The organism is Myroides odoratimimus (genome assembly GCF_001485415.1).
Taxonomy (GTDB): domain Bacteria; phylum Bacteroidota; class Bacteroidia; order Flavobacteriales; family Flavobacteriaceae; genus Flavobacterium; species Flavobacterium odoratimimum.
Window position 1 is genome coordinate 1 of sequence record NZ_BCMQ01000028.1, and the last position, 22,713, is coordinate 22,713.

Below are 22,713 nucleotides of genomic sequence, written 5' to 3' on the forward strand. Positions count from 1 at the left end.
CAAATAATCCTTTCCTTTATTTCTCTTAAAATCAACTGTTTAATAATTTTGTCGTGTACTAAGGCTTTTGATATGTATTTAAAAGTATTTGAAGACGAGATATCAGGATATTACTATTATCTAAATAATGGAACTTTTATTGATATTAATGGAACTGTGAGTCATGGAATTTTAGAGTTTAAAGAAGAGTTTGGTAATACATTCAGAGGGCACTTTGATTATGATAAAGGAGAGGTAGTAGGTGAATGGACTAATGTGAGCAATGGTGCTGTAATGCCTTTTGTAATGGCTAACCCTAAAGGTAAGGGGTACCCTCAGAAACAGTATAAAGCGTTTTTAAATAAAACTGATTATTCGAACGATACTTATAATGTAACTGAGATAGCTGAAATAAGTGATAAACATGAGGTTAAACGAATAGAAATTGAGTCTGTATTTTGGTATTATAAGGACGAACCTAATTTTAAGATTTATTTACAAGATTATAATTTTGATGGTTATTTAGATATTTCAGCATTTCATTTTTTACCAGCGTATCCACCAGTCAAATTTCAATTCTTATTGTATAATTCCAATAGTAAAGAGTATGTTTTTGATGAAGTATATAATGATTCTATTTATACCTCTGTACCTGGAACAGATTTTAGAAAGAAGTTATTATACGAATATGGAGAAGGTAGAGGAGGAACTGAAAAAGTTTATAAGTTACATGAGAATAAGCTCTATGCTGTTTTTGGAACCTATATTGGAACAAGAGAAATAGATGATTCTTTTAATCCGCCAACATGGTATTATAAGATAAAGAATGGGAAAGAAATAGAAATAACAGAAGAAGAGTTTAATCAAGTTTATGGTAAGAATGTTTTAAAGTTTTTTGAAAGTAAGTATTGTTATGAGTTGTAAAAGTGATTATAGAATAATGTAATTACTTGTTTAGAATTAATTTGTTTAGTAGGGGCAAATGCTTATTTTTAGAGTCTATTAAACCAATTATGAAACAATTACATTACGACCGAAAAAACTTAACAGACCAAGAGTTACTTGGACTTTATAAAAAATTACTCAAACCTAGAATGGTAGAGGAAAAGATGCTTATCCTGATCAGACAGGGCAAAGTATCTAAATGGTTCTCCGGAATAGGGCAAGAGGCTATCAGTGTAGGAGTGACTGCTAGTTTAGAGCAGGACGAATACATTCTGCCTATGCACCGAAACTTAGGGGTGTTTACCTCTAGAGATATTCCTTTACACCGCTTGTTCTCTCAATGGCAAGGAAAGGCAAATGGGTTCACTAAGGGACGTGAGCGCTCTTTTCACTTCGGTACTCAAGAGTATCATATCGTGGGGATGATTTCTCATCTAGGGCCTCAGTTGGGTGTAGCAGATGGTATTGCCCTAGCGCATACCTTGAGAAATGAGAATAAGATAACAGCAGTATTTACAGGTGAAGGAGCTACTTCTGAAGGAGACTTCCACGAGGCGCTGAATATTGCTTCTGTGTGGGACTTACCTGTTCTTTTTGTAATCGAGAATAATGGTTATGGACTGTCGACTCCTACGAATGAGCAGTATAGATGTGAGCATCTAGCAGATCGTGCGATAGGATATGGGATGGAAAGTCATATTATAGATGGGAATAATATCTTAGAAGTATACCAGCGGATCAGTGCACTGGCACAATCTATGCGTGAGAATCCTCGTCCTGTATTGATAGAGTTCTTGACCTTTAGAATGCGTGGGCACGAAGAAGCTAGTGGTACAAAGTATGTGCCTCAAGAACTGATGGATATGTGGCAACTAAAAGACCCTGTGGAGAATTACAGAGCTTATCTAAAAGAAATAGGCGTACTGACAGATGCTTTAGACGAACAGATTAGAGAAGAGTTTAAACAAGAGATAGACAAGGACTGGAAGGCAACACAAGAAGAGCCTGCTATAGTAGCGGACTTGGCTACAGAGCTGAATGATATGTATGCTCCTTATCAGTATGAAGATATACAACCAACAGCAGAAGTAGCTAATATTCGACTGATAGATGCGATATCAGAAGGGTTAAAACAATCTTTTGAACGCCATGATAACTTAATCATCATGGGGCAAGATATTGCAGAATACGGAGGTGCATTTAAAGTAACAGATGGTTTCGTAGAGCAGTTTGGCAAAGGGCGTATTCGCAATACACCTATCTGTGAGAGCGCAGTAGTCTCTGCCGCGATGGGGTATTCTATCAATGGAGGAAAAGCGATTATGGAGATGCAGTTTGGCGATTTTGTATCTACTGGGTTTAATCCGATTGTAAACTATTTGGCAAAGATACATTACAGATGGAATGAGAAGGCAGATGTGGTCGTGCGTATGCCGTGTGGTGGTGGTACACAAGCAGGCCCATTCCACTCACAGACCAATGAAGCTTGGTTTACAAAAACACCAGGACTTAAGGTAGTGTACCCTGCTTTTCCGTATGATGCAAAAGGGCTAATGGCTACTGCTATTAATGACCCTAATCCTGTGATCTTCTTTGAGCACAAACTGTTGTATAGGAGTATTTATCAGGATGTACCTAAGGATTATTATACACTGCCGTTTGGAAAGGCGAGTGTGTTGAGAGAAGGGGCAGATGTGACCGTAGTGACCTTTGGAGCAGGAGTGCATTGGGCGATGGAAGTGCTAGACAAGCACTCTGATATTAAGGCTGATTTGATAGATTTACGAACTTTACAACCTTTAGATGAGGAAACTGTATTTAAATCAGTGAAAAAAACAAATAAAGTTATAATTTTGCAGGAAGATTCCTTATTCGGAGGAATTGCAAGTGATATGTCGGCGATGATTATGGAGAATTGTTTTGAAGACTTAGATGCACCTGTAAGAAGGGTAGCCAGTTTAGAGACAGCCATACCATTTGTGAAAGCTTTAGAAGATCAATATCTGCCTAAGGACAGATTTGAAACAGCGCTATTAGATTTGATAGCCTACTAGAATAGAAAAGAACTACACAACTATAACAAGAATATGAATAACACAATCACAAAAACGGGTTTTGAGTTTCCAAATCAAAAGTCAGTTTACCGCGGAAAAGTAAGAGAAGTTTATAATATAGCAGACGACTTATTAGTTATGGTTGCTACAGATAGATTATCGGCTTTTGACGTTATTATGCCTAAGGGAATTCCCTTTAAAGGACAAATCCTAAATCAGATAGCAACCAAGTTTATGGAGATGACAAGTGACATCGTTCCTAACTGGTTAGTAGCTACACCTGATCCTAATGTAGCGGTGGGGCATGTATGTGAGCCGTTTAAGGTGGAGATGGTGATCAGAGGTTATCTAGCTGGGCATGCTGCTCGTGAGTATGCAGAAGGAAAGAGAGTGTTATGCGGAGTGACCTTGCCTGAAGGGGTAAAAGAGAATGATCAATTGCCATCACCTATTATCACTCCATCTACTAAAGAAGATTTAGGAGCTCATGATGTAGATATCTCGAGAGAAGATATCTTGGCAAGAGGGATTGTCTCTGAAGAAGATTATTTGGTATTAGAGCAATACACACACGCACTGTATCAGAGAGGAAGTGAGATAGCAGCAGAGCGCGGTTTGATCTTAGTGGATACTAAATATGAATTTGGGAAGACTAAAGACGGAAAGATTGTGTTAATCGATGAGATACATACGCCAGATTCTTCTAGATACTTCTATGCAGAGGGCTATGAAGAAAGACAAGCAAAAGGGGAGGCTCAAAAGCAATTGTCTAAAGAGTTCGTCAGACAATGGTTAATCAGCAATGGCTTTCAAGGAAAAGAAGGACAGGCAATACCAGAGATGACGGATGAGTATATCAATAGTGTATCAGATAGATATATAGAGCTATATGAGAAGATTATAGGAGAACCATTTGTGAAGGCTGATATCTCTAATATTAATGAACGTATAGAGAATAATGTTTTAGCTTTTTTGGCTAAGAGATAATTAATAAATTATGGAGTTACTAAAGAGTTTACAGTGGCGTTATGCTACTAAGAAATATAATAGTTCAGTTAAGATAGCAGACGAAAAAGTAATGCAGATCATCGAGGCAGCTCGTATGGCACCTACTTCTTCTGGGTTACAACCTTTCGAGATGATCTTAATCAAGAATCAAGAGTTAAAAGAGAAGCTATTACCTGTGATTATGAATCAAAGTCAGGTGGTGGATAGTTCACATGTTTTGGTTTTTGCTGCTTGGGATGCTTATACAGAAGAGCGCATTGATGCTGTATTCGATAATGTAGAGAAGACGAGAGAGTTAGCTCCTGGTGCTATGAATGATTATAAAGGATTTATCAAAGGTAACTTTGCAGCAATGTCACAAGAGAAGCAAGCAGAGCATGCAGCTCGTCAGGCTTATATTGCTTTTGGTATGGCTATTGCAGCTGCGGCTGAGTTAAGAGTAGATGCTTCACCTATGGAGGGCTTCTATAATGATCAGTTAGATGAGGCATTAGGTTTAGATAAGAAAGGACTGAGAAGTGTAACTATTTTAGCGATAGGAGAAAGAGATCATGAAAATGATTGGTTATTACCTATGAAGAAAGTACGTTTTGCACTAGAAGATATTTTAACAATTATCGAATAATAGATATCCCCTCTTTGTAGGGGATATTTTTTTATATGTGATTACGAAATTCATAATATCGTTTTGTTAAAAATACTTTAATTTTTACTTAGTGTAATTTTTTTACTGTTTTTTTGATTGATTATCAAAAGATGTATGTATTAATTCAATATAATGAAGAAGTATGTACTAGCTTTTTTAGTGATATTATTTTATATTCGTAACAAGTAAATTAGTGTATTTTACAATGAGTCAAAAAGAAACAAAAACGGCTCTTTCTTACGATGATTTTAAGAAAGAAGTAATTCAAGATTATAAGATTGCGAAACTAAGTAGAGAATGTAGTTTACTTGGTAGACGTGAAGTGCTTACTGGAAAAGCGAAGTTTGGAATTTTTGGAGATGGAAAAGAGGTGCCACAGCTTGCTATGGCGAAGGCTTTTCAGAATGGAGACTTTAGATCTGGATATTACCGCGATCAGACTTTTATGATGGCGATAGGACAATTGACAGTAGAACAATTTTTTGCAGGACTTTTTGGACATGCTGATTTAGAGAATGATCCGATGTCTGGAGGTCGTCAGATGGGAGGGCACTTCGCTACTCACAGCTTAGACGAGAACGGAAATTGGAAAAAATTAGTTGACCAAAAAAACTCAAGTGCAGATATATCACCTACAGCTGGGCAAATGCCTAGATTATTAGGATTAGCTCAAGCTTCTAAATTTTATAGAGAGTTTGCAGATGCTGATAAGGAAGGAAACTTTTCTGTAAATGGTAATGAGGTAGCATGGGGTACGATAGGTAATGCTTCTACTTCAGAAGGATTATTCTTCGAGACTATCAATGCTGCTGGGGTATTACAAGTACCTATGGTAATGAATGTGTGGGATGACCAATACGGTATCTCTGTACACGCAAAATACCAAACTACAAAAGAGAATATCTCTGAGATATTAAAAGGATTCCAAAGAGATGAGCATGGTAATGGATATGAAATCTTACGTGTGAAAGGATGGGATTATGTAGCTTTAGTAGATACTTATAACCAAGCTTCTAAAATAGCTAGAGAAGAGCACGTACCTGTATTAGTACACGTACAAGAGTTAACTCAACCTCAAGGACACTCTACATCGGGTTCTCATGAGAGATATAAGAGTCCAGAGCGTTTAGCTTGGGAAGTAGAGCACGATTGTATCGTTCAGATGAGAAACTGGATGATTACTTCTGATATTGCTACTGCGGAAGAGTTAGATGAGCTAGATAAACAACTTAAAAAAGAAGTACTAGAAGGCAAAAAAGCTGCTTGGAAAGCTTATGTAGATCCAATCATCGCTGAGCGTAATGAATTAGTAGCTTTATTAGGTACTGTAGCTGCATCTAGTGCAAATAGAGTATTTATAGAGAAGATGGCTAATGATTTAGCTGGTATTAAAGAGCCAATCAGAAGAGATGTAATCACTACAGCTCGTAAGGTACTGAGAATGGTGATTAAAGAATCAGGTAAAGGTGCATTAGTGCAGTATATCGATGATTTCTTCGCTAAGAACCAACCTAGATATAGCTCTCACCTAATGACGGGTACAGCTACAGCTATTGAAGAGGTACTGCCTACTTATGATGCAGATGCTACAGAAGTAGATGCTCGTGTAGTACTAAGAGATAACTTCGATACTATCTTAGAAAATCATAAAAATGTGATGATCTTCGGAGAGGATTCTGGTAATATCGGTGACGTAAACCAAGGATTAGAAGGACTTCAAGAGAAACATGGATTAAATAGAGTAACAGATACTGGTATTAGAGAGGCTACTATCTTAGGTCAAGGTATCGGTATGGCAATGCGTGGGCTAAGACCTATCGCTGAGATTCAGTACTTAGATTACTTATTATATGCTATCCAAATCATGAGTGATGATTTAGCTACTCTTCAATATAGAACAGTAGGTCGCCAAAAAGCTCCATTGATTGTTAGAACACGTGGTCATAGATTAGAAGGTATCTGGCATTCAGGATCTCCTATGGGGATGATTATAAATGCAATCAGAGGAATGCATGTATTAGTTCCAAGAGATATGACAAAAGCAGCAGGATTCTACAATACTTTATTAGAGAGTGATGAGCCTGCTTTATTAATCGAGTGTCTTAATGGATACCGCTTAAAAGAGAAAATGCCTAATAACTTAGGGCAGTTTAAAACTCCTATCGGTGTAGTAGAGACAATCAAAGAAGGAAAAGATATGACAATCGTATCTTATGGTTCTACCTTAAGAATTATAGAGCAAGCTGCAAAAGAGTTGTTAGAAGTAGGAATAGATGTTGAGATTATAGATGCTCAGTCTTTATTGCCATTTGACTTGAACCACGATATCGTGAAGAGTCTTGCTAAAACAAATCGCCTGTTAGTTATCGATGAAGATGTGCCAGGTGGTGCTTCTGCTTATATCCTTCAAAAAGTGTTAGAAGAACAAAAAGGATACCGTCACTTAGATAGCGATCCTCAAACATTGACTTCTAAAGCACACAGACCTGCTTATGGTACAGACGGAGATTACTTCTCTAAGCCATCATCAGAAGATGTTTTTGAAAAAGTTTATGCAATGATGAATGAGGTAAATCCTAATTTATACCCTGCATTATATTAAAAATATGAAGTAAAAACCTCCCATATTGGGAGGTTTTTATTTTAAAAACACTTTTCATTAGATGTTTTGTGAAAAAAATGGTCATTTTGTTCGCGTTTTTATATTGAGATATTATATGTAAAATGCATTTAATACTATCACAGTTAGAGGGGTTTCGGTTCAAATAGTTCCCTATTTATTATGAAAGCATACAAAATATCATTATTTTTGCAATTGTTTTTTTAAACATAGTTATATTATGGTAAACGATTTATTTGACAGAATACAGAAAAATAAAGGGCCTTTAGGAAAATGGGCATCTCAAGCGGAAGGATATTATGTGTTTCCTAAGCTAGAGGGACCTTTGTCAAATCGTATGATGTTTCATGGAAAAGAAGTTATTAACTGGAGTATCAATGATTATTTAGGTTTATCTAATCACCCAGAAGTTAGAAAAGTAGATGCTGAAGCAGCTGCTGAATATGGAGCAGCTTATCCAATGGGTGCTCGTATGATGTCTGGACATACTACAATGCACGAGCAATTACAAAATGAATTAGCAGCATTCGTACAAAAAGAAGCAGCTTATTTATTAAACTTTGGTTACCAAGGGATGGTTTCTATCATCGACGCTTTAGTAACGAAGAATGATGTAATCGTATACGATGTAGATTCTCACGCTTGTATTATTGATGGTGTTCGTTTACATATGGGTAAACGTTTTACTTATAAACACAATGATATCGAAAGTATCGAAAAGAACTTAGAGAGAGCAACTAAAATGGCTGAAACTACAGGTGGAGGTATCTTAGTGATCACTGAGGGGGTATTCGGTATGAGAGGTCAACAAGGTAAATTAAAAGAAATAGTAGCTCTTAAAGAGAAATACAACTTCCGTTTATTAGTTGATGATGCTCATGGATTCGGTACTCTAGGTGCTACAGGAGCAGGAGCAGGTGAGGAGCAAGGATGTCAAGATGGTATCGATGTGTACTTCTCTACTTTTGCTAAGTCTATGGCTTCTATCGGAGCTTTCGTAGCAGCAGATAAAGATATTATTGATTATTTAAAATATAATTTACGTTCTCAAATGTTCGCAAAATCATTACCAATGATTTTCACTAAAGGAGCATTAAAACGTTTAGAGCTTTTAAGAACTAATCCTGAGTTAAAAGCGAAGTTATGGGAGAATGTAAACTTACTTCAGAATGGATTAAAAGACAGAGGATTCAACATCGGTGATACAAATACTTGTGTTACTCCTGTGTACTTAGAAGGAAGTATTCCTGAGGCAATGGTTATGGTAAATGACTTGAGAGAGAACTATAATATTTTCTTATCAATCGTTGTTTATCCAGTTATTCCTAAAGGAATTATCTTATTGAGAATGATTCCTACAGCAACTCATACTAAAGAGGATATCGATGAGACATTAAAAGCTTATGAAGCTATCCGCGAGAAGTTAGAGAATGGTACTTACAAACAAATTGCAGAAGCAACTACTGTAGATGTATCTAACGCATAATATGTAGATAGAATATATAAAAAAAAGGAACCTAAATATTTAGGTTCCTTTTTTTGTGTCTATTATTTTGAACTTTTTGTCAATCGGTAGGCTATGTATATTAGTGGAATAGTTCCGGTCATAACTAATACAGTAGTAAATAAAGCGTCTTCTGTAAATAGAGAAACTATGGAGCTAGCGATAAAACACATTCCTAATTGAATAGTGTTTTGCAGAGCAGCTGCTTTACCTGAGTTATTAGGATATAGCTTTAAAGCTTCTGAAACTACAATAGGGTATGATGCTCCATTGACAAAAGCCATTAAACAAAACGGGATTAATAAGGTAGTCAGGGTAGGAGTAGTAAACACTGCTAATGCTGTAAGTGAACTAATAGCGATAACAAATAATGCTATAAAGAAAGGCATTAATACGTCTCCATTTACTCTAGAAGATAGTGTTCTGTATCCAAAGCCACCTACTAAGAAGGCAATGGTCTGAGGTACAAAACTAAAGCCTATTTCGCTTTCATTGTATCCCATTTCTTTTAAGAAGAAAGGTGATCCTGTCAGCCATGCAAAGAAGGCAGCAGAGCACAATGCATAGATAAGTACATTACCTACGTATTTTTTTGACTTAAGTATTTCGAAATAAGAAATACTCTTTGCTTCAACTTGTACTGTTTCTTCTACTTTCTTTTCTTCTTTTATAGTGAAAGTGTATAAAATCAGAAGAACAGATATAATTGCTAATGTGATAAAGATAGATCTCCATCCGAAATGATCTAATAAGTATACTCCTAATAAAGGCGCTAGAGCGGGTGATAGGGCTACTAAAGGCATAATAGATGCAAATACCTTATTCGTCTCGCTAGAAGGATATTTTTCTATAACTAAGGCTTGCCAGCTAACAGCAGCAGCACATACTCCGATAGCTTGTATTAGTCTTAATACGATAAAGGCGATTACGCTATCTGTAAAGAAAATTGCTAAAGAGGAAATAGTGAATATACTAAGACCTATTATAATGGTTTTTGGTTTACCGACTTTGTCAGATATTGGTCCCCACATTAGTTGTGCGATAGCGTATCCAGCAAGGAATAAACTTAAGGTAGCGCTAATATTACTTTTAGTGGTGTCAAGATCAATACGCATCTTGTCAAATGCTGGTAAGTACATATCTGTTGCTAAAAACCCTATGATACTTAACCCTACTAGATATACTAAAAAGAAAAAACTATTCTTATGTTGTTGTGGCATATATTAAAAATTTTAGAATCGGCAAAAGTACACTAATTATATACGCGACAAGGGGGTTATTTGTCTAAGAAGGATAAATTAACAGAGACTATGAAGGGATTGATAGGGTAGTTGTTTGATAATGAGGTTTATTGAAGTAGGGAGGAAATAAAAAAAGGATTACCTCTTGTAGAGATAATCCTTATAATATCCAGTTTCTAGCATCGTTTGCGATATCTTGTATGTCTTGTAAGAACATGGAAGTGTGATATCCGTCTGCTATAGCATGATTGACATATATAGATAATGGTATTAAAACCTTATCATGCTCTTGATAATACTTGCCAAAACGAATAATTGGCTTTAAAAAATCAGAGTCATGAGAAGTATCTTGACTAATGCTCTCAAAGCTAATCCAAGGAACGCAAGAGATGGGAACAAAATTAGCAGGTAGACCTTCTTTTATCTTTATTCCTTTAACATCCTTGTACTTCTCGATATCAGAGATGATATTGTGGTGAAAAGCTTTAAAGTCATCAGCGTGTTCACTCCATAAATCAGAAAATGTTTTGTCATCTTCGTGAAAGAGGGTGTATTGTGGGGCTAAAAAATTCCATGTGCCTAGTTGACCTTCATGTATACAAGTGCGAAGCTCCTCACTGTTGTTAAGTGCTTTCATGATGATATATAAGAAGGTAGGAAAGAACTTGTATCCTTTACTTTTGTATAGACTGAATACTTCTGTAATTTCTATTTTAATACTTACCGTATATTTTGTCTTTAGAATATTTCGGTAATATTCATAGTAAGGAGTCCTGTTCCACGATTCTAAGTCGATAGGGGTGAATTTAGCTTCCTTTGCCATTGTTTGTTATTTTGTGTAGAAAGGAGTGGCGTGATTATAGAAATAATCGCTAAAGTTTCCATTCTTTTCTAACTTGATAATATCTATATATTCCTCTTTCGTTAAATGAGGTTTACAGAAGTTAGAGATTAAATCTGCTACTTCTTTAAAATCAGTTAATTCTTTAGCGCACTCTATCGCGAATACATAATGAGCATTTTTATCTAAGATCTCATTAAATGTCCAACCGATATAAGCTGCGTTAATAAGTTCGTGCTCAGAAAAGGCAGTTTTTAACTCTTCTAATAAAACAGTAGGTTCAGTCTCTGGTGCTCCTATTTTTACATTCATCTGAGCTTTTAATACAGGGCTACTTAAGGTGTTGAATATACTACCGTTCAGCATTTCTGCTATTTCTTCTACGACTAATTCTTTGTATACTTTAGAAAAAGGATTGACAATGATAGTAGCTCCTAGTGTCATTTCTAAGAAGTCATTTCCTCTTACTTTCATATAATCCATTTCTTGATGTATAGCACTAGCATCGTATATTCTATCTGGATGTGTAAATACAGGAATACAGTTGTTCTCAAAAGCAATAATAGGAGGTGTAGGATCCATGCTACCATCAGTCTTACCTTCTAAAGCTCCTTTTTCAACGAGCACATAAATATCATCTTTTAAAAAACGATTGTAAAATACAATTCTATATTCTGGATTGGTACCTGCTTGCTCAATGATTTGTGCAAGAGTTAAGTTTGTATTTAGTTTTGCAACTTTATTTTTGTTGCGATTGTAATTGGACATTATCTAAATGTATTTTTATTCAAAGATAGAGGATTTAATCATATTCCTTTGATTTGTTTGTATAAAATTGGTAGATAATTCATAAAAAATAAGGCAGCGAATGGCTGCCTTACTATGTTATTTAAAGTACGAAAAAGTTTCGTTATTCTCTATTTTAAGTAGTGTTTCGTAGATTAGTTTGATTGTGTTTTCAACATCATCTCTGTGAACCATCTCTACTGTAGTATGCATATATCTTAGAGGAAGAGAGATAAGTGCTGAAGCAACACCTCCATTGCTATAAGCAAAGGCATCTGTATCTGTACCTGTTACTCTGCTCATGGCATTGCGTTGGAAAGGAATATTGTTATACTCAGCTGTTTCTTCGATTAACTCTCTTAAGTTATTTTGGATAGCAGGAGCATATCCTACTACAGGACCTCTACCAATCTTATTATCCCCTTCGATATTCTTGTCTACCATCGGTGTATTAGAATCATGACAAACATCTGTTACGATAGCTACATTAGGTTTAATCGTTTGTGTGATCATTTCAGCACCTCTTAATCCTACTTCTTCTTGAACTGCGTTTACGATATAAAGTCCAAAAGGTAGTGCCTTGTTATTCTCCTTTAATAAACGAGCTACTTGTGCAATCATAAAACCACCCATTCTGTTGTCAATAGCACGACATACAAAACGATTATTGTTTAAGATAGTGAAAGTGTCAGGGTATGTAATCACACAACCTACATGTACTCCTAATGCTTCTACTTCAGCCTTAGAGTCACATCCTAGGTCAATAAAGTTTGTTTCTATTTTTGGAGATTCTTCTTTTCCAGCTCTATTTCTGATGTGTATAGCAGGCCATCCGAATACACCTTCTACAATTCCTTTTTTAGTATGGATATGTACTCGTTTAGAAGGGGCGATCATGTGATCACTACCACCATTTCTAACTACGTGAATAAAACCTTCTTCAGTGATATACTTAACGTACCAAGAGATTTCGTCAGCGTGTCCTTCTATCACAACTTTATAAGGAGCATCAGGATTGATTATTCCTACAGCAGTACCATAAGTGTCTGTAATAAAAGTGTCTACATAAGGTTTTAGATATTCCATCCAAGTCTTTTGGTTATTTGACTCATGTCCAGTAGGAGATGGGTTATTTAAATATGTTTCTAAAAAAGCTAGTGAACTGTCATCTAGAATTGTCTTTGTACTCATGATTTTATTTTTTTGCTAATTTACCTAATACTATTATTATTACTCAACAAAAAGAGATAATTTTGGAGTATAATTTAGGTTATGAAAAAGCTTTTAGTAATTAGTTTTGTGTTTTTTGTGCAATACCTTATTGCACAAGATAAGAAGCTAGTTGAAGTACCAGAGATACCGCATGAACTCATAATAGAAGGAGATACTATACAGGAATATACTATTCCTGAGATTTATATTGGGGTAGATATTAAAGACGAGAAGTATCGACGTGATATGATTATTCTTCGCAATAGATTGCGTAGAGTATATCCTTATGCAAAGGCAACAGCAGAGAATCTAGTGATTCTTAATGCAAACCTAGATAAGATGACTAGTAATAGTGATAAGCGTAAATATATAAAACGCTCTCAGAAATATCTAGAAGAACAGTTTACAGCGAGATTAAAGAAACTGTCTCGTAATGATGGGAAAGTGCTGATTAAGCTTATTGATCGTCAGACAGGACAGACTGTATATAAATTGATTAAGGAGTTTAAAAGTGGGTGGAAGGCTTTTTGGTCTAATACTGCCGCCCGAACATTCAGTTTAGATTTGAAGTCGGAGTATCATCCAGAACTTTATTTGGATGACTTTTATATAGAAGTACAGTTACAGTATTTGTTTTATACTTTTGAGTTAGAAAGCAGAGAGCCTCATAAGCCTATTCACTTAAATGAACTTAGAAAACAGTGGTCAAACAAGATAGGTAAAGATGAGTTTTTCCCTGCTGAGTTAAGAGAATAATTTCTGTATTCTAAAAAATAAACTACCTTTGCGATAATAAGAGACCTATGGAACAATTTATCGTATCTGCCCGAAAATATAGACCCCAAACATTTAGAGATGTAGTAGGCCAACAAGCTATTACAAGTACTCTAGTTAATGCTATTGAGAGTAATCACTTAGCACAGGCTTTGTTATTTACAGGACCTAGAGGAGTAGGTAAGACGACATGTGCTCGTATTTTAGCTAGAAAGATAAACCAAGAGGGATATGATGATCCAAATGAGGACTTTGCATTTAATGTATTTGAATTAGATGCTGCGTCTAATAACTCAGTGGATGATATCAGAAGTCTTATTGATCAAGTGCGTATACCACCACAGACTGGAAAGTATAAGGTGTATATTATAGATGAGGTGCACATGCTATCTTCTGCAGCGTTTAATGCTTTCTTAAAAACATTAGAAGAACCGCCTCGTCATGCTATTTTTATATTAGCAACTACCGAGAAGCATAAGATCATACCAACTATCTTATCTAGATGTCAGATATTTGATTTTAAACGAATCACTATTGCTGATGCGGCTAATCACTTAGCTGATGTTGCTAGAAGTCAAGGAGTCAACTTTGAGGATGATGCCTTGCGTATTATAGCGCAGAAAGCTGATGGTGCTATGCGTGATGCATTATCTATATTTGATAGAGTTGTTTCTTATTGTGGTAGAAACTTAACAAGACAAGCTGTTGCTGAAAATCTTAATGTATTAGACTTTGAATATTATATTCGTATCACTGATTTTGTTTTACAGAATAATATTCCTGCATTATTACTAGCGTATAATGATATCTTATCTAAAGGATTTGATGGACACCATTTTGTATCTGGATTGGCTTCTCACTTTAGAGATTTGATGGTTTGTAAAACACCTGAGACAATCAATCTATTAGAGATTGGAGATCATGGAAAACAATTGTTTTATAATCAGTCACAACAAACATCAATGCCTTTCTTGTTACAAGCAATAGAGATAGCGAATGATTGTGATTTAAAGTATAAATCAAGTCAAAACCAGAGATTACTAGTAGAATTGTGTCTAATGCAGTTAGCGTCTTTATCTTTTGAAGGCGAAAAAAAAAAGATAAACAATTTATAATACCAGCTTTAGCGCTTAAAGAATTACTTCATAATAGACAATTTACAAGTAATTTAGATGAGTTAAATGCTTTGGCAAGTGTAAGTAAAAACACATCTGTACAAGAGGTAAATAGTATTCACCAATCAGCTCAAAACATACAAGTGCCTAATAATGTACCTGTAGTAGAGCAAGGTGGTTATGCTCAAAGTGTAAATAATCAATATGATAATACAGTTGCTCCTCAAGGAGCTCAAACTGTTGAGTCAAATCATCTAGTACAACCTCAGGCAAGTGAGTCATTAAATAATCAGTCACTCAATATAGAAAGTAATACTAATCCTATAGCAGAACAACCTAAAAGAGCTTCTGCCTTATCGTTGACTAGTATTCGAAACAGAAAAGAGTTGGCTTCGTCTCTAGAAAAAGTTGTAATTAACCCTGATGACTTACCTAAACAGGCTTTTACCTATGATCAGTTAATGGGAGAATGGAACTATTATATAGATCGTTTGACTAGAGCAGGATTAATGCTAATGGCTTCTTTAATGCGAATGGCTCAACCTACTTTGTATGAAGCTCGTATTGAATTAGAATTGCCAAATGAGGGTTCTAAATTGAGTTTTGAAGAGAATAAGTATGACTTGGTTAATTACCTTCGCAAAAAATTACAGAACTTTGCAATTGAATTAAATATTACTGTAAACGAAGAGATTAAGCTAGTTAAGAGAGTATTAGACTCAAAAGATAAGTACCAACATTTTATAGAGATTAATCCTGAAGTAGAGGTATTGAAGGACATTTTTGACTTAGAATTAAAGTAAAAGTGAACTTAAGTTCACAATATAAAAGATATACAAGAATATGATTAAAATAGGAGATGATAATAAATTAAAGGTTGCTCGTTTAGCGGGTATTGGACTTTATTTAACAGATGGTGAAACAGATATTCTTTTACCTAGTAAATACGAACCTGAGAATATTAGAGTTGGAGATGAGATGATTGTCTTTGTTTACTTAGATCAAGAAGAAAGACCAGTAGCTACTACTTTAGAGCCTAAAATATATGTAAATGAGTTTGCGTTATTAAAAGTAAGCTACATTAATGAATATGGAGCCTTTATGGATATGGGGTTAGAAAAGGATTTGTTCGTTCCATTTAGAGAACAAGCCCGTCCTATGAAAGAAGGGAATAGATATCTGATCTATATGTATCTTGATGATCAAAGTAAGCGATTGGTAGGTTCTAGTAAATTAAAGCAGTTTGTCGATAATAAGGATATTACTGTAGAAGAAGGAGAAGAAGTAGAACTAGTTGTATCTCATATTACAGATTTAGGTATTAATGTAATTATCAATGAAAAACATGCTGGTCTTATGTATAAGAATGAAGTGTTTGAAGAGTTACACACAGGAGATCGTATCATAGGGTATATTAAATCTATTCGTCCTGATGGAAAAATAGACGTTAGTAGAAACAAATTAGGTTTTGATGGAGTAGTAGACAGTGCTACAATTATTATCAGAGAATTAGAGCACAACAGAGGTTTCTTAGGGCTGAATGATAATAGTCATCCAGAAGATATCAAGACAGTTCTAAACATGAGTAAAAAGACCTTTAAAAAGGCAATAGGAACTCTTTATAAAGAGAAGAAGATAGAGATAAAAGAAGATGGTATTTATCTAGTGAGATAGTATCTGAGTTATATAGTATAAGAAGAGGGAGTCATGGGTAAAGTGACTCCTTTTTTATACCTGTATATTGTGGTTAGTAGTTTCTTTACTCAATAAATTACTTGCTTTACTTTTTTTTAGATTATGAAGATTGGTAAATTAATATGTTTGTAATGTTCTTTTAGATGAGCGAATTGTTTTTTAATTAGGAGCGAACATTGTATAGAAGTATCATTACTATCAACCATACTTAGTATAGAACGTGCATATTGTGAGTTGTATAACTTGTGATGCAATTTCTAGTAGAGTGTTGGCTAGCTAAGAATTTAGAGTGTCCCCATAGCGTCTATATTTAAAATAGACGCTATTTTTATTAATAAAGGTGTAATCAAATAACCTTATCGTTGCCTGATTTAAGCTATTTATAAATGTGTTAATACATAGTTGAAGTAGCTGGTTATGAATAAATATTTCAACTATTCTCAAATTGAGATTACTGGGCTTAACTAAGAAAAAAGACACTTTCACCCAATTTTTGAATACCTTGTATTATAATAGGATTACTTTTGTATCCCAATTAGATAGTTTTTTTTATTAGAGAAAAAAGCTAATTTAGTTATTTATAAAAAACACAACTATCACTTAATTTTAATTGGGGTTAAAATGAAGAAATTACGCTATTATTTTTTGGTATTAAATTACCTGAATCAAAATCATTATCCTTCGCGGGAAAAGCTTTTAGAGTACTTAGCAAGTTATGACATTGATATTAGTGAACGTACACTGTATCGCGCACTTAGTGACTTGTCTACAGAGTTTGGGGTAGAGGTATCACTAGATAATGCTAAAAAAGGGTATTATATTGCTCCTAAATATTTGGCAAGAGCAAATCAAGTTTTATTACATTTAAAAGATCTGGTAACTACAGATATACTTAATTCGAGTAATGGATCTAGGGAGTCAGCTTCTACTTATATCGATCCAGTATCTAAGAAAGGAGTATTGCCAATAGATACGATTAGAATGATCTATACAGCAATGACGAAAAATCAAAAAATATCTTTTACTTATACTAATCAGTCAGAAGGAGAGCCATATCGTGTGAAAATAGCACCTATACTGTTTAAAGAATTTGAAGATGCGTGGTATGTTGTTGCGTTAGAAGATAATGATTACCATACTTACTTTTTAGATACTATATCAGATGTGATGATTGAGAACGAACGTTTTAAAGGATGCTCAGAGTCAGCTAGAACTAAGTTTAGTGAAATTATAGGCTTAAACTTTACCGATCAAGATGTTCACGAAGTAGTCCTTTCATTTGATAAGAGTCAAAGAGCTGTTTTAAATTCTTGCCCACTTCACTCATCTCAGGTAATTACAGAGAGTGTATGTGGAGAACGTATTTTAGCTACTTTATTAGTAAAACCAAATTATGAGTTGAAGCAACAAATCATGAAGTTTGGTAAATATGTGAAAGTCGTTTCACCAGAAAGACTAAAGGAAGAAGTTATTGAAGAATTGCGTTTTGCTTTAGAGCAACACCAAGACGAATATATAAAAATACATTAGTTTGGGGGAATTAATGTAGAAGTTGTAACTGTATATGATAAGTTATTATTAAGTCAAAATATACAGATATAACGGTTAGTTTGTTTCGAAAACAATAGCAGGTGGGGGCCTGCTATTGTTGATTTATACTTTAGAGTATGAATCGAGGTTTATTGTAAATGAAAAAGGCTATTCTGTTTAGGAATAGCCTTTTTTAGTATTAGTATTTTAACGCTGGATTAGCTTGTACTTCTTTTTGTGGAATAGGTAGTTGATAGTATTCATCAAAAGCATTAATTATCGTGTTATCAGTATCTACTGCTAGATCACGTGAATCTCTTTCTAATGGCAAGCCTAATCTTTTTAAATCAAAATAGCGATGTCCTTCGAAGGATAATTCTAAGAAACGCTCTTGTAATACATCCTGTAGCGTCACAGTAGTAAAGTGAGTATTATCTTTAATTCTATTGTCTCTAAGCGTATTAATATCATTAGTAGCACTGGTATTATTACCTAGTTTTAGATATGCTTCTGCGCGTATAAGATACATTTCACTGATGCGAAATACTTTGTAATCATTAATACGATCGTTGAATGCGCTACCATCATATTTACTGATGACTGCATCATCTTCTATACCGAAGAAGTGTTCATACCTTTGGTCATTTTCTGAGTCAAAATGATCTCTTAGCTTCTGTGAAGCATAGTACAGTGTTTTACCATTGCTGAAGTCATACCAGAATATGTTAGGTCTAATGTTGTCATCATTGTTGCGCTTCAGTTTAAAAATAACCTCAGCATTAGAAGTGTCCTCCCATATTCCTTCAAACTCTTTTGCCGTTGCTAGTGGATATTTATTAATTAGCAGAGTACTATATCTTTCTGCTTTTGTATAGTCATGTGAATATAATGCCACACGTGCAGTTAAAGCTAAGATAGCATCTTGACTTAAGCGAATAGTGGTATCTTTATTAATATGCTGTTCTGCTTCCACTAGATCATTCTCTAGTTGTTTATAGAAGTCTTGTATTGTTTGTTTACCTGGCTTCCCATATACATCAGAACTCGTCTTATAAGGGATTGTATAAGCTGTCATCCCTAAGTATTCAGACTGTCCAAACATACGGTGTAGTTCGAAGTGTATTAAAGCTCTTAGACCGTGTAATTCACTCTTTAGTTCCTTTAGTTTTTCTACTTCAGCCTCATTGCTAGTAGGCACTTTATGGATGTTTTCTAGTAGTGTGTTAATCTTGTACACGCTGTGGTAGTAATCTATCCATATCTGTTGTAGAAGGTCATCGTCTGCGCTAAAAGTCCATCGGTTAAGATTGACAGCATAAGAGTTTACCCCAGCATTACTAGGAGCTAGTTTACAATCATCTGCCATGATCGAACCGATTAAGGTATTGTATTCTAGGTTTAGCTCTGTATAAGCTCCTAATACTCCAAACTCAAATTGCTTAACCGAACTGTAAATATGTTCTTCATTTACAGCATCTTTAGGGTCTATATCTAGCATACTATCACAACTCTGGAAACTAATAGCTCCTAATGCTAAGCATAGTATTGCACTGATTTTATATATGGTTGTTCTCATTGTCATTGCTTTAAAAAATTACTTTTACACCTGCTGTGATGGTACGTGGTAATGGGTATTCATATTGGTACCAGTTATTGTCATCTTCAGGATCTTGTCCTTTGAAGTTTGTCCAAGTCAATAGGTTTTGCCCTTGAGCGAATATATTGATCTCTTTCACTATTTTATTCCATTTACCGAAGTCTTTAAATCTATAGTTTACACTTAAGTTTCTAAGTTTTAAGTAATCTGCTTTTTGTAGCTCTCTATCAGTCATATAACGAGCGTATTTTGCACTAGGATTATCGCTGACATCACCAGGGTTTTGCCACATATCTAACATACTTGTAGACTGGTTATAGATACGGTAAGTTTGGTCTGCGGATGTTCTGTAAAACTCTCCTGTGTTAAGTCTATACATTCCTTTAATAAAAGAGAATAAGGCGCTTACTTCTAAGTTTTTGTATTTAAAGTTAGTTGTAAACCCTCCTTTGATAGCAGGGTCAAACCCTCCTTTAACTAATACAGCATTATCAGGATCATAAGTAGTCGTGATATTACCTTCTTTGTCATAATAGAGTGGAGCACCTGTCTGCTGATCTACACCAGCCCATTTCACCATATAGAAATGTCCTATTTGCTTGCCGACTTGATGGATAGAGTAGTCTTCTGTGATGATTTCATCCTCATCTCCTAGGCTCAAGATTTTATTCTTGTTATAAGCAAAGTTAACTCCTAAGTTAAAGGTGAAGTCTCCACTTCTTACCACATCTCCAGACAGTTTTAATTCAATACCACGGTTTCGAATTTTACCCATATTATCTGCTATGGATTCAAACCCCGATGTACTAGAAAGAGATCTATCTAAGAATAAATCACTCGTAATACGGTTATAGAAGTCTATTTCTCCAATTAATCTGTTTTCAAATAAACCGAACTCTAACCCTAAGTCTAGAATCTTATTCATTTCCCAGTTGTACTGATTGTTCCCTGGCGTTATAGGGTTAAGGGCAGTACCTCCGTTGTATTGACCAGGGCCATAAAGACGGCGGTACCCGAAGTCACTAGCGAAGCCATTAGCATTACCTGTTAATCCATAACTAGCTCTTAAACGTGCCATAGAGATAACATCTATATTCTGCATAAAGTCTTCTGTTTTCATATTCCAACTACCTCCCACAGCATAGAAGTACTTATATCTGTTATTACGAGGTACACGGGATGAACCATCTCTTCTTAAGCTCGTAGACAACGTAAATCTGTTCTCATATGAGTATCTCACTAAAGCAACTTGAGAAAGTAATAAGTTCTCAGAAGCTCTACCCTCTATCTTAGGAATGAAGTCATTCTCAGGTGTACCTGGTGTGATACCACCTGCGGTATGGTCTAGCCCATCTATTAACCCATATCCTGTAAAGCCGTGATAGTTATACTTCTGTCTATTCATCTCCATTAAGGCTATCGCTTCTATCTCGTGTGCATCCCATCTGTATTTATAGTTAGCCCCGAAGTTAGCCATTAGCCCGATGTTAGTCTGATCACCTTGACTATACATTCCTTTACCACCTTCTTCTACTAGGTCTCCGAAGTACGTATCAGGTTTGATGATATGTGTATTACTTAGCTTAGTATAATCAACCCCTATTGTACTAGTAAGTTTAAAGTCATCTGTAATATCAAAAGCAAAGTTACCTGCTAATACACCTTTCTGCTGTTTTTCTCTTCGGCTAACATCGTTATACATTGCTAAAGCATTTGTACCAAATCTATTCGTACCAGGAGTAAGTTTTCCATCTTCATCATACGGATTCTCATAAGGTAACGCGAAGTACATAGAAGCTACAGGATTTGTCTCGCTTACATCAAAGTCAGACTCTGAAGTTTGACTATTAATATTCGCTAAGTTGAAGAAGAAGTTAGTACTCAATCTACCAGACTTATGGTGAATATTACTATTCACATTGAACTTTTCTATACCTGAGTTGTATAATACACCATCTTGTTTGAAGTAGTTTAATGAAGTATAGTGTTGAGTCTTATCATCGCCCCCTTGGAAGCTTAAGTTATGAGATTGATTAATCCCTCTTCTCATTAACTTCTTTTTCCAATCAATATTAGTCTGTCTAATCTCAGCTAATCGTCTATCTCCTTCTATATAATCAACATCTGTCTTAGCTACCTGTACACCATTTACTGTCTTATAAGGGTTGTTTCTAGAATATGCCCATCCAGGTAAGTCTTGGTCTTGAAGCATTTCTTCGAACTGAAGACGTTGGTTCGTATTCATCATATCCCATTTGCTGTTATTGGCTTCAGAATACCCGTATTGAGTTTGATAAGTTACCCTTAATCCATCAGAGTCATGTGCCCCTTTCTTAGAAGTGATTACGATCACCCCATTAGCTCCTCTAGAACCATACTGAGCAGTAGCCGCTGCATCTTTTAGAACAGTGATATCTTCAAAGTCTTCAGGATTCAGAGCAGAAAATGTAGCAGGAGAGATAGGCATTCCATTTAATACATAAAGAGGATTCGTGTTCTCATCCTGAAGAGAACCGATACCGCGGATAGTCACCCTACCAGGAGTACCAGGTTGCCCAGAAGGAGAAGCCACATATAACCCAGGCACTTGTCCTTGTAAGGCTTGATCCATAGAACTCACTTGTGATTTATTGATCGCTTGAGCTTCTATTTTACTGACAGCTCCTGTTGTTTTAGAACGAGACTGTTTAGTATATCCTGTTACGACAATTCCTTCTAATAAATTATCCTCTACATCTAAGTCTATAAATGAAGGATAATCTCCCACCTTTATTGTTATTTCTTTATCTGTATATCCGATATAAGTTAGGCGTAGTTTTATCTCTTTTAAGTCTGTATTGTCTAATTCGAATTGTCCATTGTCTAAAGTAATATCTACTTTATCATTTGTAATGTCTTCGATAGTCACGCCAGGTAGCGGAATTAGCGTTTCCGCATCTCTCACCACGATAGGTGCTTTTTTATCCTGTGCATAGCTAGTCACTGTCGCTGACAGTACTAAAGCTAGGGATAACAATGATCTTTTAGTGATATGCATAAAATAAATTCTTGTCTATTTTTTTACTTTCTTTTTAACAAGGCAAACTTATTTCACGATAATTAGGACGGTCTTAAAGAGATGTGAATAGGGGATTAAAAGGAGATTAGAAAATTTTAATGTGAGATT

The 22,713-nt window shown here is 35.2% G+C and carries 17 protein-coding genes; 11 read left to right on the forward strand and 6 right to left on the reverse strand.

The window, feature by feature from the left end; all coding sequences use genetic code 11:
* From MODO_RS16445 to capB, 6 genes are all read left to right on the forward strand, one after another.
* On the forward strand, positions 1-903 hold a 903-nt coding region (locus MODO_RS16445), incomplete at its 5' end, for an XAC2610-related protein (RefSeq protein WP_235811671.1).
* A gap of 89 nt (positions 904-992) precedes the next feature.
* Positions 993-2,978, forward strand: coding sequence for an alpha-ketoacid dehydrogenase subunit alpha/beta (locus tag MODO_RS16450; RefSeq protein WP_059051428.1), 1,986 nt, complete (start codon positions 993-995; stop codon positions 2,976-2,978).
* 33 nt (positions 2,979-3,011) lie between these two features.
* Complete coding sequence (locus MODO_RS16455) at positions 3,012-3,965, forward strand: phosphoribosylaminoimidazolesuccinocarboxamide synthase (RefSeq protein WP_006259386.1); 954 nt, start codon at positions 3,012-3,014, stop codon at positions 3,963-3,965.
* Positions 3,966-3,975: 10 nt separating this feature from the next.
* On the forward strand, positions 3,976-4,611 hold the full coding sequence (locus tag MODO_RS16460) for a nitroreductase family protein (protein ID WP_006259384.1): 636 nt from the start codon (positions 3,976-3,978) through the stop codon (positions 4,609-4,611).
* Between the two features lie 226 nt (positions 4,612-4,837).
* Positions 4,838-7,234: an alpha-ketoacid dehydrogenase subunit alpha/beta gene (locus MODO_RS16465; RefSeq protein ID WP_006259383.1), complete on the forward strand. Its 2,397-nt coding sequence runs from the start codon at positions 4,838-4,840 to the stop codon at positions 7,232-7,234.
* Positions 7,235-7,472: 238 nt separating this feature from the next.
* Entirely contained in the window at positions 7,473-8,738 is a 1,266-nt protein-coding gene (capB, locus tag MODO_RS16470) for a cysteate-C-fatty acyltransferase (RefSeq protein WP_006259382.1), read from the forward strand.
* Between the two features lie 62 nt (positions 8,739-8,800).
* Here the strand turns inward: capB and punC are convergent, their stop codons facing one another.
* From punC to MODO_RS16490, 4 genes are all read right to left on the reverse strand, one after another.
* A complete protein-coding gene (gene punC, locus MODO_RS16475) occupies positions 8,801-9,976 on the reverse strand; it encodes a purine nucleoside transporter PunC (protein ID WP_006259381.1) in 1,176 nt (391 codons plus the stop codon).
* Positions 9,977-10,157: 181 nt separating this feature from the next.
* A complete protein-coding gene (locus MODO_RS16480; RefSeq protein WP_006259380.1) occupies positions 10,158-10,820 on the reverse strand; it encodes a chloramphenicol acetyltransferase in 663 nt (220 codons plus the stop codon).
* A 6-nt stretch (positions 10,821-10,826) separates the two neighbouring features.
* A complete protein-coding gene (locus tag MODO_RS16485) occupies positions 10,827-11,606 on the reverse strand; it encodes an enhanced serine sensitivity protein SseB (RefSeq protein ID WP_006259379.1) in 780 nt (259 codons plus the stop codon).
* 117 nt (positions 11,607-11,723) lie between these two features.
* Entirely contained in the window at positions 11,724-12,815 is a 1,092-nt protein-coding gene (locus MODO_RS16490) for a M42 family metallopeptidase (protein WP_006259378.1), read from the reverse strand.
* 81 nt (positions 12,816-12,896) lie between these two features.
* Here MODO_RS16490 and MODO_RS16495 point away from each other — a divergent pair, with 81 nt between their 5' ends.
* The 5 genes from MODO_RS16495 to MODO_RS16515 all read left to right on the forward strand — a co-directional run bounded on the left by MODO_RS16495 (position 12,897) and on the right by MODO_RS16515 (position 17,950).
* A complete protein-coding gene (locus tag MODO_RS16495) occupies positions 12,897-13,592 on the forward strand; it encodes a DUF4294 domain-containing protein (RefSeq protein WP_006259377.1) in 696 nt (231 codons plus the stop codon).
* A gap of 47 nt (positions 13,593-13,639) precedes the next feature.
* A complete protein-coding gene (dnaX, locus tag MODO_RS16500) occupies positions 13,640-14,725 on the forward strand; it encodes a DNA polymerase III subunit gamma/tau (RefSeq protein ID WP_006259376.1) in 1,086 nt (361 codons plus the stop codon).
* A 71-nt stretch (positions 14,726-14,796) separates the two neighbouring features.
* Complete coding sequence (locus MODO_RS16505; protein WP_006259375.1) at positions 14,797-15,528, forward strand: DUF8439 domain-containing protein; 732 nt, start codon at positions 14,797-14,799, stop codon at positions 15,526-15,528.
* A 40-nt stretch (positions 15,529-15,568) separates the two neighbouring features.
* The gene (locus MODO_RS16510) at positions 15,569-16,399 is read left to right on the forward strand and encodes a CvfB family protein (protein WP_006259374.1); all 831 of its coding nucleotides are present in this window, start codon (positions 15,569-15,571) and stop codon (positions 16,397-16,399) included.
* 642 nt (positions 16,400-17,041) lie between these two features.
* Positions 17,042-17,950 (forward strand): helix-turn-helix transcriptional regulator, encoded by a 909-nt coding sequence (locus tag MODO_RS16515; RefSeq protein ID WP_006259373.1) that lies wholly within the window; start codon positions 17,042-17,044, stop codon positions 17,948-17,950.
* Between the two features lie 199 nt (positions 17,951-18,149).
* Here the strand turns inward: MODO_RS16515 and MODO_RS16520 are convergent, their stop codons facing one another.
* Positions 18,150-19,526, reverse strand: coding sequence for a RagB/SusD family nutrient uptake outer membrane protein (locus tag MODO_RS16520; protein WP_230456713.1), 1,377 nt, complete (start codon positions 19,524-19,526; stop codon positions 18,150-18,152).
* 10 nt (positions 19,527-19,536) lie between these two features.
* Complete coding sequence (locus MODO_RS16525) at positions 19,537-22,584, reverse strand: SusC/RagA family TonB-linked outer membrane protein (RefSeq protein WP_006259371.1); 3,048 nt, start codon at positions 22,582-22,584, stop codon at positions 19,537-19,539.
* Positions 22,585-22,713: the final 129 nt, after the last annotated feature.

Excerpts from the sequence above, each read along its gene's own strand:
- MODO_RS16450 (WP_059051428.1), top strand. The coding sequence starts at position 993 with ATGAAACAATTACATTACGACCGAAAAAACTTAACAGACCAAGAGTTA.
- MODO_RS16455 (WP_006259386.1), top strand. The coding sequence starts at position 3,012 with ATGAATAACACAATCACAAAAACGGGTTTTGAGTTTCCAAATCAAAAG.
- MODO_RS16460 (WP_006259384.1), top strand. The coding sequence starts at position 3,976 with ATGGAGTTACTAAAGAGTTTACAGTGGCGTTATGCTACTAAGAAATAT.
- MODO_RS16465 (WP_006259383.1), top strand. The coding sequence starts at position 4,838 with ATGAGTCAAAAAGAAACAAAAACGGCTCTTTCTTACGATGATTTTAAG.
- capB (WP_006259382.1), top strand. The coding sequence starts at position 7,473 with ATGGTAAACGATTTATTTGACAGAATACAGAAAAATAAAGGGCCTTTA.
- punC (WP_006259381.1), bottom strand. The coding sequence starts at position 9,976 with ATGCCACAACAACATAAGAATAGTTTTTTCTTTTTAGTATATCTAGTA.
- MODO_RS16480 (WP_006259380.1), bottom strand. The coding sequence starts at position 10,820 with ATGGCAAAGGAAGCTAAATTCACCCCTATCGACTTAGAATCGTGGAAC.
- MODO_RS16485 (WP_006259379.1), bottom strand. The coding sequence starts at position 11,606 with ATGTCCAATTACAATCGCAACAAAAATAAAGTTGCAAAACTAAATACA.
- MODO_RS16490 (WP_006259378.1), bottom strand. The coding sequence starts at position 12,815 with ATGAGTACAAAGACAATTCTAGATGACAGTTCACTAGCTTTTTTAGAA.
- MODO_RS16495 (WP_006259377.1), top strand. The coding sequence starts at position 12,897 with ATGAAAAAGCTTTTAGTAATTAGTTTTGTGTTTTTTGTGCAATACCTT.
- dnaX (WP_006259376.1), top strand. The coding sequence starts at position 13,640 with ATGGAACAATTTATCGTATCTGCCCGAAAATATAGACCCCAAACATTT.
- MODO_RS16510 (WP_006259374.1), top strand. The coding sequence starts at position 15,569 with ATGATTAAAATAGGAGATGATAATAAATTAAAGGTTGCTCGTTTAGCG.
- MODO_RS16515 (WP_006259373.1), top strand. The coding sequence starts at position 17,042 with ATGAAGAAATTACGCTATTATTTTTTGGTATTAAATTACCTGAATCAA.
- MODO_RS16520 (WP_230456713.1), bottom strand. The coding sequence starts at position 19,526 with ATGAGAACAACCATATATAAAATCAGTGCAATACTATGCTTAGCATTA.
- MODO_RS16525 (WP_006259371.1), bottom strand. The coding sequence starts at position 22,584 with ATGCATATCACTAAAAGATCATTGTTATCCCTAGCTTTAGTACTGTCA.